Source organism: Paenibacillus sp. lzh-N1 (assembly GCF_002872435.1).
In the GTDB taxonomy this organism is placed as follows: Bacteria; Bacillota; Bacilli; order Paenibacillales; family Paenibacillaceae; genus Paenibacillus; species Paenibacillus polymyxa_C.
In genome coordinates, this window is record NZ_CP025696.1 from 3,097,622 (window position 1) to 3,110,000 (window position 12,379).

Here is a 12,379-nt window from a genome sequence, read left to right on the forward strand (position 1 = left end):
CTTTTCTAGTGAGATATTTTCACTGATTTCTAAGGGAAGTGTTACAGTAGCATTCATTTGTAATACTAGACACTTAAATAAGTCACCACTTATTTAAGTGTTTTTGGTTTGCTTTTTTAAATTTCTATAATTCTGGTTCGTAAATTTAGATCATTACATAAATGTTATAAATGCAAAACATATCCGGTGCGCTAGCGCCGGTTTTTTTGATTTTTAGGGTATGTAATCCCCAACCGGACAACATAAGTTGAAGCCCGTCCTCATAAGATGTAATAAACTTACCTCGCTGAGGGGGCTGAACAGGATGGACAAAAATTCCGGAATCAAGCAGCGCAGAAAAGAACGTATACAGCAGCTAATCGAGGGAAACAAAGCGGAGGCGTATTCCTCAGGCATAGATCAGAACAGGTACGGGTACAGAGAAATGAAATCGATGCCTGTAGTCAGTGCCAACTCGCCCAGAGACCCAGAAACCGAGTGGAAAAATGATCGACAACGTTGGCAGCAATCTTTTGGGGCAAATCGTGGTCCGTCTTTTTGGAGTTCCTTTTGGCGTAGAACTGTCATAGCAGCAGTGTTATTTGGAGTGGTGTGGGGCTTATTTCGCTGGGATATTCCCTATGCAGTAAATTTGAGAATGTTTGTCGCGGATGCCTTGAATAAGGACATGGATTTTGCAGCCGCCGGACAATGGTATAAAACTTATTTTGACGGAGCTCCTTCCTTCTTACCGATTTTTGGCGAGGAGCATGAAACGAAACAGGTAGACGCAAGTCGAAAGGGCTCTCCACCGATTGAAGGCAATATAACACAGCCGTTTGTACTGAGTCTTAAAGGAGTAGAAATTACGCCGAATGTTGCCGATAACGGGGCAATCGCTGTTAAAAGTATAGATGCAGGACGTGTATTAGACGTATTAAACCATCCCAAAAGTGGGATTTCAGTTACAATTCGTCACACTGGCGGTATCACAGCAACTTACGGAAGGCTCTCACGCTCTACCTTAAAAGTGAACGATTGGGTTCAGGAGGGTGAAGAGATCGGTGTATTGCCAGCAAGTCACGGCGGTAGCGAGGCGGCGACTTTATTTTTGGCAATTCAAAGAGGGGATCAATACATTGACCCGTCGGAAGTGGTAGCCCTTGATTAATGTCCGAGGGGTGACCTTATCACTGCATCCACTGTTTGTACTGGTTATGCTGACCTCTGTATTAACTGGACATTTCATCGAGATCATGACCTTATTTACACTGGTGTTTATACATGAGCTAGGTCATGCGACAGCTGCTTCGTTGTTGGGGGCGCGGTTGCTTTCCATACAGATGTTACCCTTTGGAGGAGTGGCTGTCATTGAGGATCAAGGGAAGCTCAATGCGTGGAAGGAGATTGTCATTGCTCTAGCAGGCCCCCTGCAAAACGGAATCATGATCATCATTCTTTTGTGGCTTAGGAATGTGAGTGGGTTGGAGCATGATTATGTAAATTATATAATTCAGGGAAATGCTGTTATTGCATTGTTTAATTTGTTGCCAATTTTACCGCTTGATGGTGGAAAAATATTGCAGTCGCTGATTAGCTTATTCTTCTCTTATCACCGCACATTAGTATGGACTTTTAGAGCCAGTATCATAACAAGTCTGCTATTTTGCCTGTATGGTATTTCGCCGTTATTAAGGCAAGATGAGCCTTTACATTTAAATCTGCTGGCGGTAGGGATTTTTTTGCTTTATTCTAATATTGTGGATTATCGGAATATCCCTTACCGTTTTATACGTTTTTTGCTGGGGAGGGACGAGCTTTTTTACCGCGAAGCGGCTAAAGGAAGCATTGCCTTACCTATTGTATCCCTGCCCGTGAAACATTTGGAGCCTGTTTTGCGTCTTTTCAGAAGAGATCGATATCATATGGTTTACGTTATGAATGAACAGGGACGGATTGTAGCTGTATTGCCGGAACAACGACTTATACGTTCTTATTTTGCGGCACGCCCGCCAAATGGTGGAGAATCCAAACCCAAATAATGTTTATGAAATAAGGAAGAGGCTGTATTCAGAGAGGTTGAAAAACCATGAAGCAAATGATTGTACAATGCCAACAGCAGATGACCCAAATGGCACTGTTGGAAGAGGGACGATTGGTTGAATATGCGGCTGAACTACCGCGAAAACGGGGAATTCTAGGTTCTTTTTTCAAAGCGAGGGTGGTCAATGTGCTACCAGGAATGCAAGCCGCCTTTGTTGACATTGGACAGCGCAAGAATGCCTTTTTGTATGTGGATGACGTACTTCATGCTCATTTGGACAAGCAGCCAGAGGTAAAGCCGTCCATTTCTGAACTGTTAAAGGTGGGGCAGGAAATTGTAGTACAAGTATTAAAAGAGGCGGTTGGTAGCAAAGGAGCCAGGGTGACCACTCATTTTTCACTTCCGGGCCGCTGGATTGTATACATGCCCCGGGCTGATTATGTGGCCGTATCCAAGAAGATTGAGCGTGAGGGAGAACGTGCCCGTTTGAAAGCCATGGGAGAGCAGCTACGCACGGGTGAGGAAGGGCTCATCATTCGTACGGTTTCAGAGGAAATGAGTATAGAGGCGATTGAAAATGATCTGAATCAACTACGTAAGCAATGGGTGGCTATTCAGCGCAAAGCGGGTGAACACTCCGCACCGTGTGAATTGCACCGAGATCTGAGTATCGTTCAGCGTTTAATTCGCGATGTGTTTACACCTGAGCAGGATGAACTGGTCATTGACAGCGAGGAGCAAGCAAAGGATGCAGAAGTAATGCTGCAACAGATTGGTTCTGCGAAAGCTCATGTAAGTATATTTCGCAGTGCAGAAGAAACGATTTTCAAAGCTTATGGCATTCATGAGCAGCTGGAACGCGATTTTGCACGAAAGGTATGGCTTCAGGGTGGCGGATACATTGTCATTGATCATACGGAGGCATTGACCGTCGTGGATGTGAACACTGGGAAGTTTACGGGCGGCAGTAATTTGGAAGAGACGGTGACCCAGACTAACATTGAAGCAGCAGAAGAGATTGCCCGCCTGGTACGTGTACGTGATATTGGAGGTATTATCATCATTGATTTCATCGATATGGAACAAGAGGAGAATCGTAGGGAAGTATCTTCTGTGCTGGAGGCAAGATTAAAAAAGGACCGGACTAAATCATATGTTGTCGGTTGGACGCGGTTAGGTTTACTGGAAATGACCCGCAAAAAAGTGCGTGAAGAAAAGACTCTCGTGTAGAACGTGCGTAATCAAAATTATTTCAAAACTAAAGGTTGAATGTGTACGAAGCTTATGCTACAATCATTTAGTATGTGTGATGCGTAAGATTGGCTGCACATGCTGTAACCGCTCCAATCAGGTACTGAAGTGCAGTATCCTAAGGAAACTGCCACCTGCAATTAGGCGAGTCTGAGACATAAGGAGGTGCAAGCAAATGTACGCAATTATCGAAACTGGTGGTAAGCAATACAAAGTTCAAGAGGGCGATGTATTGTTCATCGAGAAGTTGGAAGCTAATGATGGTGAAACTGTAACGTTCGATCGTGTTCTGGCAGTGTCCGGCGACAATGGCTTGACAGCAGGTACACCGCTTCTTTCTGGAGCTTCTGTAACAGCTAAAGTTGAGAAGCATGGTCAAGGTCAAAAGGTCGTTGTATACAAATACAAACCTAAAAAGAACTACCATGTGAAGCAAGGTCATCGTCAACCGTACACGAAAGTGACGATTGAAAAAATCCAAGCGTAAGAGGGTGCGATAATTGATTATCGTGCGTATTATACGGCTGGAGGATGGCAGCATACAGGGGTTTTCTGTTAAAGGCCATGCGAATTTTGCTAAATCTGGCGAGGATATCGTATGTGCTGGGGTTTCAGCGGTAACGGTAGGAACTGTCAATTCGATTGTAGCTCTTACGGACGTTGAAATGGAAACGGAAATGGAAAACGGCTTTTTAAGCGCGTATCTTTCTCCTGAAAGTTATCATGATACGAACGCACAGGTTCAACTGTTGTTGGAGTCCATGGTGATTATGCTGACAAGCATTGCTGAATCATACGGTAAGTATATTCAAATAGAAAATAAACAAAGAAGGAGGTAGACATCATGTTGAAATTGACATTGGATCTTCAGTTATTCGCATCGAAAAAAGGTGTAGGTTCCACAAAAAACGGACGTGACAGCAGATCGAAACGTCTTGGAGTGAAACGTGCTGACGGTCAAGCAGTTACCGGCGGTAGCATCTTGGTTCGTCAACGCGGAACGAAAATTCACCCGGGCACGAACGTGGGCATCGGTAAGGACGACACTCTGTTCGCGAAAGTGGATGGCGTTGTGAAGTTCGAACGTTGGGGCCGTGATCGCAAAAAGGTGAGCATCTACCCGATCGACGTTGCTCCAGTAGCAGCTACTGTAGAAGCTTAATAGCGGCTTAGACACGCTGAAAAGCCTCCGGCACTTTTGTCGGAGGCTTTTTTGCATGATGGTAATGAACTGGAAAGTTAGTCTGTGCTATACTGGATAAAGGTTGTTGACTAGTCCATTTAATTATCGCAGAACGGAGAGAAGCCATGTTCCAGCGGATAAGAGCGCCTTATCTGGCGTTGGGTTCCATTCTGATTCCTTTGGTTTTTTCACTGCTCTATCCCAAAGCATTAACGATTATCATACTAGCTGTGTGGGCTGTAGCTGCTGCTTGTTTTGGTATGTGGTATACACATAGACAGGTTGAACATGAGCGGAAAGCTGCTTTGCGTTCTTTTGAGCGTACAGCGATAGCAACGCTTAACCATCATCGGCATGACTGGATGAATGATTTACAGGTGCTTTATGGCTATATTCGTATGAATAAGCATGATAAATCAGCTGCTTATGTGGAAATAATAAAGGGGCGGGTGTCGGAAGACAGTAAAATATCTAAGCTGGGTATTCCCTCGCTGGTGTTTTATTTGCAGTCTTTTTGCGTGAACGCCGGAAATTTACAATTGTCGGTACAGGTTGAGGAGGATTTAAAGTTAGACGCTGTCATGTCTCCCGAAGACGGCGAGTCGCTTGCCTCGGCCGTCATACAAACGGTGCGTGCGTATCAATATGGCGGGGGCCGGTCGTCCTGGGGAGAAGTGCGCAGATTGACACTTTATTTCGGTATGGATCAGAATGATGTTATCGTCCGGTTTGAAGGAAGTGACATACCTGCCGATTTAAATATACTAAAGCACGTCAGATCCGTACTTGGAAGTGAACGCCTTCGAACAGAGAAGCTCCCTACGGGCGATATGCTTCAAATTCGAATGCAGTGCCAGACATAAGGAAGGTGTAACCATGTTTGTAGATAAAGCGAAGATTTTTGTTAAAGGCGGTGACGGTGGAGACGGATTAATTGCGTTTCGCCGTGAGAAATATGTTCCTAATGGCGGCCCAGCTGGTGGTGACGGAGGGAACGGTGGAGATGTAATTTTTCGTGTAGATGAGGGTTTGCGTACCTTGATGGATTTTCGGTACCAACGGCATTTTAAAGCCCAGCGTGGGGTAAAAGGTCGCAACAAAAGCCAACACGGAGCCAACGCTGAGCACATGATTGTCCGTATACCACCGGGAACAGTTATCATGGATGATGACACAGGTGAAGTATTGGCAGATATGACTCGTCATGGCCAACAGGTCGTTGTAGCTAAAGGAGGACGCGGAGGACGCGGCAATATTCGTTTTGCAACACCGAGTAATCCAGCGCCTGAATTGGCTGAAAACGGTGCGGAGGGGCAAGAGCGTTATATTACGCTTGAGTTAAAAGTGATGGCTGACGTAGGCTTGGTCGGATTTCCTAGTGTAGGAAAGTCTACCTTGTTGTCAGTTGTATCTTCTGCAAAACCCAAAATTGGCGCATACCACTTTACAACGATTACCCCAAATCTGGGTGTCGTGGATGTGGGGGATCAGCGGAACTTTGTGATGGCCGATTTGCCTGGTTTGATTGAAGGAGCCCATGAAGGCACTGGACTGGGCCATGAATTCCTGCGGCACATTGAGCGGACGCGAATTATTATCCATGTTGTGGATATGGCCGGCTCTGAAGGACGTGACCCGTTCGAAGACTGGACCAAAATAAACGACGAATTGAAGCAATATAATGCAGCTCTGGCTGAGCGTCCACAAATTGTGGCGGCCAATAAAATGGATATGCCGGAAGCTGAAGAAAATCTTGCTCACTTCAAAGAGCAGATTGCTACGATACGTCCTGACCTTGAAATCATGCCTATTTCCTCTCTGACACGTCAGGGTGTAAAGGAACTGCTCTATCGGGCTGCTGATCTGTTGGATCAAATACCGGACGAGCCGGTTGTTGAGGAAGTAGCAGAAGTTAATGAACGCAAGGTATTTAAGTTGGATACGACCGAAGACGAGGGCTTTACGATTGTGCGTGAAAACGACACATTCGTGGTGCACAGCCCCAAAATTGAGCGCATGATGAAGCGCATGCAGATGAATTCGCATGATGCCATCTTGAAATTAGCAAGAACGTTGCGTCATATGGGTGTGGATGCTGAGCTACGCAAACGTGGTGCCACAGATGGTACATCTGTACGCATCGCTGATTTCGAGTTCGAATTCGTAGAAGGCAGCAGCTACTACTAAAATTAAATAAAGCTTTAAAACCTGAACGGTTACTGCACTATAGGGAATTCTATAGAAGTCAGTAGCCGTTTTTTTGTATTGTGAGCTTGCCGATTTTCATGAGTTTAGATATAATGTCCTCTATACAAAAACATAAGTCTTTGAGGAGAGGACGTTCTTGAAAGAGCGCTATTACTTGGTACGGGAAGATATTTTGCCTGAAGCTATTGTTAAGACCATACAGGTAAAACTGCTGCTGGCTTCGGGAGATGTTAAAACCGTACATGATGCTGTGGAGCAAGTTGGGCTAAGCCGAAGCGCCTTTTATAAATATAAAGATGGCATACATTTGGTTAACCAGTTAGAGCGTGAGCGAATTGTCAATATCTCTATCGATCTAGAGCATCAATCCGGCATGCTGTCCAGGGTGCTCGGCAGAGTGGCGGATTACGGAGGTAATGTGCTGACGATCCAGCAAAGTATTCCACTGCAAGGTAGAGCCAATGTAGTTATCTCAGTCGAAATGTCCAGGCTTAGTGATGAATTGGGTGTTCTGCTGGAGGGCTTGGAAAGCATTTCTGGAGTCAAGCGGGTCCGCCTGATTGGGCAAGGCTGAGGCGATACAGTTCGTTAGATAAAAGTTAGCAGGAGGGGAATGGATGAAACCGGTCAAAGTAGGATTGTTAGGCTTAGGGACTGTAGGTACGGGAGTCGTTCGAATCGTTGAGGGCAATCAGGAAGACTTGAGCAGACAAGTAGGTTCACCGATCATCATTGAAAAAATAGCTGTAAAAAACATAGATAAGTATCGTTCCATAGAAGTAGACACCGCTAAACTTACTGAGGACCCGTGGGAAGTCATTCGAGACCCTGAAATTGATGTGATTATCGAAGTCATGGGTGGGATTGATCAGACGAAGGAGTACATTCTAGAAGCGCTAGAGAGAGGCAAACACATTGTGACAGCCAACAAGGACTTAATGGCATTGCACGGTTCTGAAGTATTGGCAAAAGCACAGGAAAAACAATGTGATATTTTTTATGAGGCTAGTGTGGCAGGCGGTATCCCGATCATTCGTACACTCATTGAAGGGTTCTCCTCTGACCGTATTACCCGCATTATGGGGATTGTGAACGGTACAACAAACTTTATTTTAACTAAAATGAGTCAGGAAGGAGCCTCGTACGAGGAGGTTCTTAGGGAAGCTCAAGAACTTGGATACGCAGAATCTGATCCGACCTCAGATGTCGAAGGATTGGATGCGGCGCGCAAGATGGCAATACTGGGAACCCTTGGTTTCCGCTCTAATGTAGAGCTCAAGGATGTAAGCGTGAGCGGTATTTCAAAGGTAACCAGTGAAGATATTGCCTTTGCTAAAAAACTAGGATATCAAATGAAGTTGCTTGGTATTGCAGAACGCCAAGGTGATGAATTTACGATTAATGTTCAGCCGACTATGGTGCGCAAGCAGCATCCATTGGCATCGGTGAACGGGGTATTCAACGCAGTTTATGTACATGGTGAAGCAGTGGGAGAAACCATGTTTTATGGTGCAGGTGCAGGCGAAATGCCAACAGCTACATCAGTAGTGGCTGACCTGGTAGCTGTAGTGAAAAACCTCAAACTTGGCGTAAATGGGCTAAAAGCAATCGTACCCTACAATCCTAAAAAAATTTGCAATGACGAAGACGTGTATTTCAAAAATTTCGTGCTTTTACACGTAGATGATAAAGCAGGGGTATTGGCACAGATTACGCAGGTATTTGCTGAATTCAATGTCAGTTTGGCATCTGTCGTGCAGCAGCCGAATGAGACTAATCCCGATGCTGAGATTATTATCGTGACTCATTTAGCTAGTAAAGCAAGTATGAAAAAGGTTTTGGAGCATTTTGAAACTTTGGACGTGATTCGCCGCATCAAGAGTGTATATCGGGTAGAGGGATAGTTAATAAAAGCAGGAGGAATCATCTGTATGACCGTTTTGAAAACAGCAAGAGTGCGCGTGCCTGCGAGTACGGCTAACCTAGGACCTGGCTTTGATACATTGGGCATGGCGTTGTCTCTATACGCATGGATTGAATTAAAAGAGGCCGAGCAGACAGCTTTCCATCTGTACGGGGATCAAATGAATGGCGTTCCCCAAGATAAAACCAATTTGATTTACAAGGTAGCACAAATGGTTTTTCGTGAAGCAGGTGTATCTGTTCCTGAGCTGGAAATTTCGATGTACTCGGATATTCCGCTTACCCGTGGTTTGGGCAGTAGCGCTTCCGCTATTGTAGGTGCCTTGGTGGCTGCTAATACGCTGATTGGCTCGCCCCTGTCGGATTCCAAGCTATTTGATATGGCAAGCGCTATTGAAAAGCATCCGGACAATGTCGGGGCCTCTTTGTTTGGCGGTATTATTACTGCCGTGTGGGATGGCAAACATGCCAAGCACTTACGGATTGAACCGGATGCTAATCTAGAGGTAATGGTAGTTATTCCAGATTTTCAACTGTCCACGTCGAAGGCCAGAGAGGTCCTGCCTACCCATGTATCCTTGAAGGATGCTGTATATAATATTAGCCATGCTTCAATGCTGGTAGCGGCATTGGCATCGGGCCGAACAGATCTAATCGCCGAAGCGATGCGTGATCAGCTTCATCAGCCTTACCGCGCGGCACTTGTACCGGGTATGACAGAGATCCTACAGAATGCGTACCATTATGGTGCATTGGGCGTGGCCCTTAGCGGTGCTGGACCGACATTGCTGGCATTGACGGATCAACGGGAAAATCGTAAAGCGGAGCTTGAACAGTATTTAACGGAGACAATGAACAAAGAAGGGATCACGGCGTCTGTTTTAAATTTGCGCCCGGAGATTGAAGGGGCTAAAGTATATACGGAAGGGAATACACACCCTTTTATGGATATGATTAAAGGGGAACTTACGATATGATGCGAATTGCACTTCTTCCTGAGGGGACTGTTTCTCATGAAGCAATTAAATATTTGTTAGGAGATACACCCTGTGAACTACTGTTTTACAAGCATATAGCAGACGTATTTCAGGCAATAGACAAGGGACAGGCAGACTATAGTGTAATTCCTATAGAAAATACGATTGATGGCTCTGTAAGTTTGCATATGGACTGGCTTGTGCATGAGGTAGACATTCCAATGCAGGCGGAATGGGTATATCCTTCAATTCAAAATCTTATTGGACATCGTAGTGAATTTCTCGGGGATCAGGACAAGCTTGATTTGAGCAAAGTGGTCAAAATTATGTCCCATCCTGTAGCGCTTCCCCAATGTAAAGAATTCATACAAACTTTCGCTCCTCAAGCCGAGCTGGAGAGTGCAGGAAGTACGGCAGAGGCCGTCGAAATTGTTAAACATAACCAAGGTAAAGGTTGGACCGCACTTGGAACCAAGCTTGCGGCTATCAAACACGGATTAGATATTTTGGCCAGCAAAGTGACGGATCATGATAACAATTTCACCCGCTTTGTCTTGATTGGACATCAACCTGTAAGGTTCCCGCGTACGCCTGAAGGCCAGCGAACCAGTATTCTGGTTACGCCGCCGCAGGATTTCCCAGGAGCGCTGCATCAGGTTTTATCCGCATTTGCATGGCGCAGGTTAAATCTGTCTCGTATTGAATCGCGTCCGACCAAAAAGCAATTGGGGAATTATTATTTTTACATTGAAGTTCTGGAATCTCTGCATTCCGTTTTGCTTCCGGCAGCCTTTGCAGAGATCGAGGCTTTGGGGTGCCATGTACGTATTCTTGGCTCTTATCCAAGCTACAAGTATGTTGAAGCAGCGATCGAACCTATTTTGAAGGAACATTAATCGGAGGTGTGGTTGTAATGGCAGAACAATGGATCTATCTGGATGGACAGCATGTGACTAAGGAGAACGCAAAGGTTTCCGTATATGATCATGGTTTCTTGTACGGAGACGGTATATTTGAGGGTATTCGTATTTATAACGGCAATATTTTTAAATGTAAGGAGCATTTAGAGCGGCTGTATGATTCTGCGAAATCTATTCAGTTGAACATTCCGTTGTCTCCTGATGAAATGTTGGAAGCAATGGCTGAAACGATTCGTCTTAACGAAATGCGCAATGGATATATCCGATTGGTTGTATCCCGGGGTGCTGGAAATCTAGGTTTGGATCCCCTTCGTTGTGCAAAGGCGAGTGTCATCATTATTGTCGAGCAGCTCGCCATTTATCCGGAAGAAGCCTATTTGACAGGTCTGAAGACAATTTCTGTTTCTCAACGTCGCAACATCCCGGATGCTTTGAATCCAAAGATAAAATCATTGAACTACCTCAACAATATCCTGGTGAAGATCCAGTCTAATTATGCTGGTGTAGGTGAGGCTATTATGCTCAATTCCCAAGGATATGTGACGGAAGGTTCTGCTGATAACATTTTCATTGTCAAAAATGGAGTGTTATATACACCGCCTTGTTATTTGGGAGCGCTTGAGGGGATTACACGTAATGCTATCATCGATTTGTGTGCCAAGCTTGGATATTCGCTTAAGGAGCAACCTTTTACATTGCATGATGTATATGTGGCGGATGAGGTGTTTTTTACGGGAACCGCTGCAGAAGTGATTGCAGCTTATGAAGTAGATGGTCGTACGATCGGCTCCGGTGTTGCTGGTCCAGTGACTTTAGAGCTCCTGGCCGAGTTCCGGAAGATTGTGGATCAGGATGGCTATAAAGTGTGGCAGGACTAAAAGAATACGAGATCCTTTTGACTGAATGCTTGTAAGAGTATTCGGTTGAGAGGATTTTTTTGTTTGTAGGGGGTCATTCGCCCGGGAGGTGCATAGGATGTAATAACAGAAGCCGGGCGTTTATCCCGCCCGAACGAAAGTCTAGGAGGTTTGTGACCTGTGAAAATACACATCGTCAAAAAAGGTGACACTCTGTACTTACTGGCACAGAAGTATAATGTGACACTAGAGAAAGTTATTGCCGCCAATCCCCAATTGGCAGACCCTAATCAGTTGAGCATCGGCGAGAAAATCAAAATTCCGACAGATCCTGTTACGATGGAAACACAGCCGTCAACGGTCTATCAACACAAAGTTAAGCAAGGTGATACGTTGTGGAAGTTGTCCAAGGCGTGGAATGTACCGCTTAAGTTAATTATTGATGCCAATTCCCAGCTTAAAAACCCGAATGCACTTTTGGTTGGAGAAACAGTTAATATTCCACACTACAAAGAAAGCGTATCTGATCTTTCTGTGAATAAGAAAAATACCGCAGTGAAAGAAGAGATGACACAGCCTAAACCTGAATCCCCAACCAAGGAAGAGCTTACCCAGCCCAAGGCGGAATTAACACAGCCTAAACCGGAGAATATGCCTAGTCCTAAAGAAGAAATGACACAGCCGAAAGAAACAGTGAATCCTCCTAAGCTTCCTGAATTAAAACTGCCTGAAGTTCCTATGGCGCCTGTCAATATGGCACCCGTCAATATGGCGCCCGTAAATCCTGCTCCACCTCAATTGCAGCCCATAATTACTCAACCTGCCCCACTTCAACAAATGCAACCTATAGTCACCCAACCGATTGCACCTAAACCGCAGCTTCCAGTTCATATTGAGAAGCAACCCGTAACCGAAAAGTTTTGTGGCTGCACCAGCTCGAAGCCGATGGAGAATTCCTCATGGCCATTACAGCAACCGGCATTTGATTACAGTCCGCCAATAAATGCTATGCCGAACTCGTGGTATCCGGGGATTGG

The 12,379-nt window shown here is 45.2% G+C and carries 14 protein-coding genes and 1 other annotated feature (1 of these 15 only partly in view); all 14 genes read left to right on the forward strand.

Translation table 11 applies throughout. The features are described 5' to 3' along the window. The first annotated feature begins 304 nt into the window (after nucleotides 1-304). Nucleotides 305-1,150: a peptidoglycan DD-metalloendopeptidase family protein gene (locus C0638_RS14095; protein ID WP_013372667.1), complete on the forward strand. Its 846-nt coding sequence runs from the start codon at nucleotides 305-307 to the stop codon at nucleotides 1,148-1,150. Continuing rightward, nucleotides 1,143-2,021: a M50 family metallopeptidase gene (locus C0638_RS14100; RefSeq protein WP_013372666.1), complete on the forward strand. Its 879-nt coding sequence runs from the start codon at nucleotides 1,143-1,145 to the stop codon at nucleotides 2,019-2,021. Before C0638_RS14095 ends, C0638_RS14100 begins: the two co-directional genes overlap by 8 nt. A 47-nt stretch (nucleotides 2,022-2,068) precedes the next feature. Then, the gene (locus tag C0638_RS14105; RefSeq protein ID WP_040103047.1) at nucleotides 2,069-3,253 is read left to right on the forward strand and encodes an Rne/Rng family ribonuclease; all 1,185 of its coding nucleotides are present in this window, start codon (nucleotides 2,069-2,071) and stop codon (nucleotides 3,251-3,253) included. A 96-nt stretch (nucleotides 3,254-3,349) separates the two neighbouring features. Then, nucleotides 3,350-3,436: a sequence feature (ribosomal protein L21 leader region), on the forward strand. Between the two features lie 13 nt (nucleotides 3,437-3,449). Continuing rightward, the gene (gene rplU, locus C0638_RS14110) at nucleotides 3,450-3,761 is read left to right on the forward strand and encodes a 50S ribosomal protein L21 (RefSeq protein ID WP_013372663.1); all 312 of its coding nucleotides are present in this window, start codon (nucleotides 3,450-3,452) and stop codon (nucleotides 3,759-3,761) included. Nucleotides 3,762-3,774: 13 nt separating this feature from the next. Further along, nucleotides 3,775-4,113 carry a ribosomal-processing cysteine protease Prp gene (locus C0638_RS14115; RefSeq protein ID WP_040103048.1) on the forward strand — a complete coding sequence of 113 codons (339 nt, stop codon included), beginning with the start codon at nucleotides 3,775-3,777 and terminating at the stop codon, nucleotides 4,111-4,113. A gap of 5 nt (nucleotides 4,114-4,118) precedes the next feature. Continuing rightward, entirely contained in the window at nucleotides 4,119-4,436 is a 318-nt protein-coding gene (gene rpmA / locus C0638_RS14120) for a 50S ribosomal protein L27 (protein ID WP_013311590.1), read from the forward strand. A gap of 146 nt (nucleotides 4,437-4,582) precedes the next feature. Continuing rightward, a complete protein-coding gene (locus C0638_RS14125) occupies nucleotides 4,583-5,320 on the forward strand; it encodes a Spo0B domain-containing protein (protein WP_058712273.1) in 738 nt (245 codons plus the stop codon). A 13-nt stretch (nucleotides 5,321-5,333) separates the two neighbouring features. Next, nucleotides 5,334-6,644: a GTPase ObgE gene (obgE, locus tag C0638_RS14130; RefSeq protein ID WP_025678440.1), complete on the forward strand. Its 1,311-nt coding sequence runs from the start codon at nucleotides 5,334-5,336 to the stop codon at nucleotides 6,642-6,644. Between the two features lie 157 nt (nucleotides 6,645-6,801). After that, nucleotides 6,802-7,239: an ACT domain-containing protein gene (locus C0638_RS14135; RefSeq protein WP_013372659.1), complete on the forward strand. Its 438-nt coding sequence runs from the start codon at nucleotides 6,802-6,804 to the stop codon at nucleotides 7,237-7,239. Nucleotides 7,240-7,282: 43 nt separating this feature from the next. Continuing rightward, on the forward strand, nucleotides 7,283-8,569 hold the full coding sequence (locus C0638_RS14140) for a homoserine dehydrogenase (RefSeq protein WP_013372658.1): 1,287 nt from the start codon (nucleotides 7,283-7,285) through the stop codon (nucleotides 8,567-8,569). A gap of 27 nt (nucleotides 8,570-8,596) precedes the next feature. Then, the gene (gene thrB, locus C0638_RS14145; protein ID WP_013372657.1) at nucleotides 8,597-9,565 is read left to right on the forward strand and encodes a homoserine kinase; all 969 of its coding nucleotides are present in this window, start codon (nucleotides 8,597-8,599) and stop codon (nucleotides 9,563-9,565) included. Next, nucleotides 9,562-10,461 (forward strand): prephenate dehydratase, encoded by a 900-nt coding sequence (pheA, locus tag C0638_RS14150; protein ID WP_025678438.1) that lies wholly within the window; start codon nucleotides 9,562-9,564, stop codon nucleotides 10,459-10,461. Before thrB ends, pheA begins: the two co-directional genes overlap by 4 nt. Before the next feature lie 17 nt (nucleotides 10,462-10,478). Next, a complete protein-coding gene (gene ilvE / locus C0638_RS14155) occupies nucleotides 10,479-11,363 on the forward strand; it encodes a branched-chain-amino-acid transaminase (RefSeq protein ID WP_013372655.1) in 885 nt (294 codons plus the stop codon). A gap of 159 nt (nucleotides 11,364-11,522) precedes the next feature. Further along, on the forward strand, nucleotides 11,523-12,379 hold the 5' portion of the coding sequence (locus C0638_RS14160; RefSeq protein WP_058712274.1) for a LysM peptidoglycan-binding domain-containing protein. The gene runs 787 nt beyond the window's last position; 857 of the gene's 1,644 nt are visible here — the first part of the coding sequence; its start codon is at nucleotides 11,523-11,525; its stop codon lies off the right edge, out of view.

Excerpts from the sequence above, each read along its gene's own strand:
- C0638_RS14095 (WP_013372667.1), top strand. The coding sequence starts at position 305 with ATGGACAAAAATTCCGGAATCAAGCAGCGCAGAAAAGAACGTATACAG.
- C0638_RS14105 (WP_040103047.1), top strand. The coding sequence starts at position 2,069 with ATGAAGCAAATGATTGTACAATGCCAACAGCAGATGACCCAAATGGCA.
- rplU (WP_013372663.1), top strand. The coding sequence starts at position 3,450 with ATGTACGCAATTATCGAAACTGGTGGTAAGCAATACAAAGTTCAAGAG.
- rpmA (WP_013311590.1), top strand. The coding sequence starts at position 4,119 with ATGTTGAAATTGACATTGGATCTTCAGTTATTCGCATCGAAAAAAGGT.
- C0638_RS14125 (WP_058712273.1), top strand. The coding sequence starts at position 4,583 with ATGTTCCAGCGGATAAGAGCGCCTTATCTGGCGTTGGGTTCCATTCTG.
- obgE (WP_025678440.1), top strand. The coding sequence starts at position 5,334 with ATGTTTGTAGATAAAGCGAAGATTTTTGTTAAAGGCGGTGACGGTGGA.
- C0638_RS14140 (WP_013372658.1), top strand. The coding sequence starts at position 7,283 with ATGAAACCGGTCAAAGTAGGATTGTTAGGCTTAGGGACTGTAGGTACG.
- thrB (WP_013372657.1), top strand. The coding sequence starts at position 8,597 with ATGACCGTTTTGAAAACAGCAAGAGTGCGCGTGCCTGCGAGTACGGCT.
- pheA (WP_025678438.1), top strand. The coding sequence starts at position 9,562 with ATGATGCGAATTGCACTTCTTCCTGAGGGGACTGTTTCTCATGAAGCA.
- ilvE (WP_013372655.1), top strand. The coding sequence starts at position 10,479 with ATGGCAGAACAATGGATCTATCTGGATGGACAGCATGTGACTAAGGAG.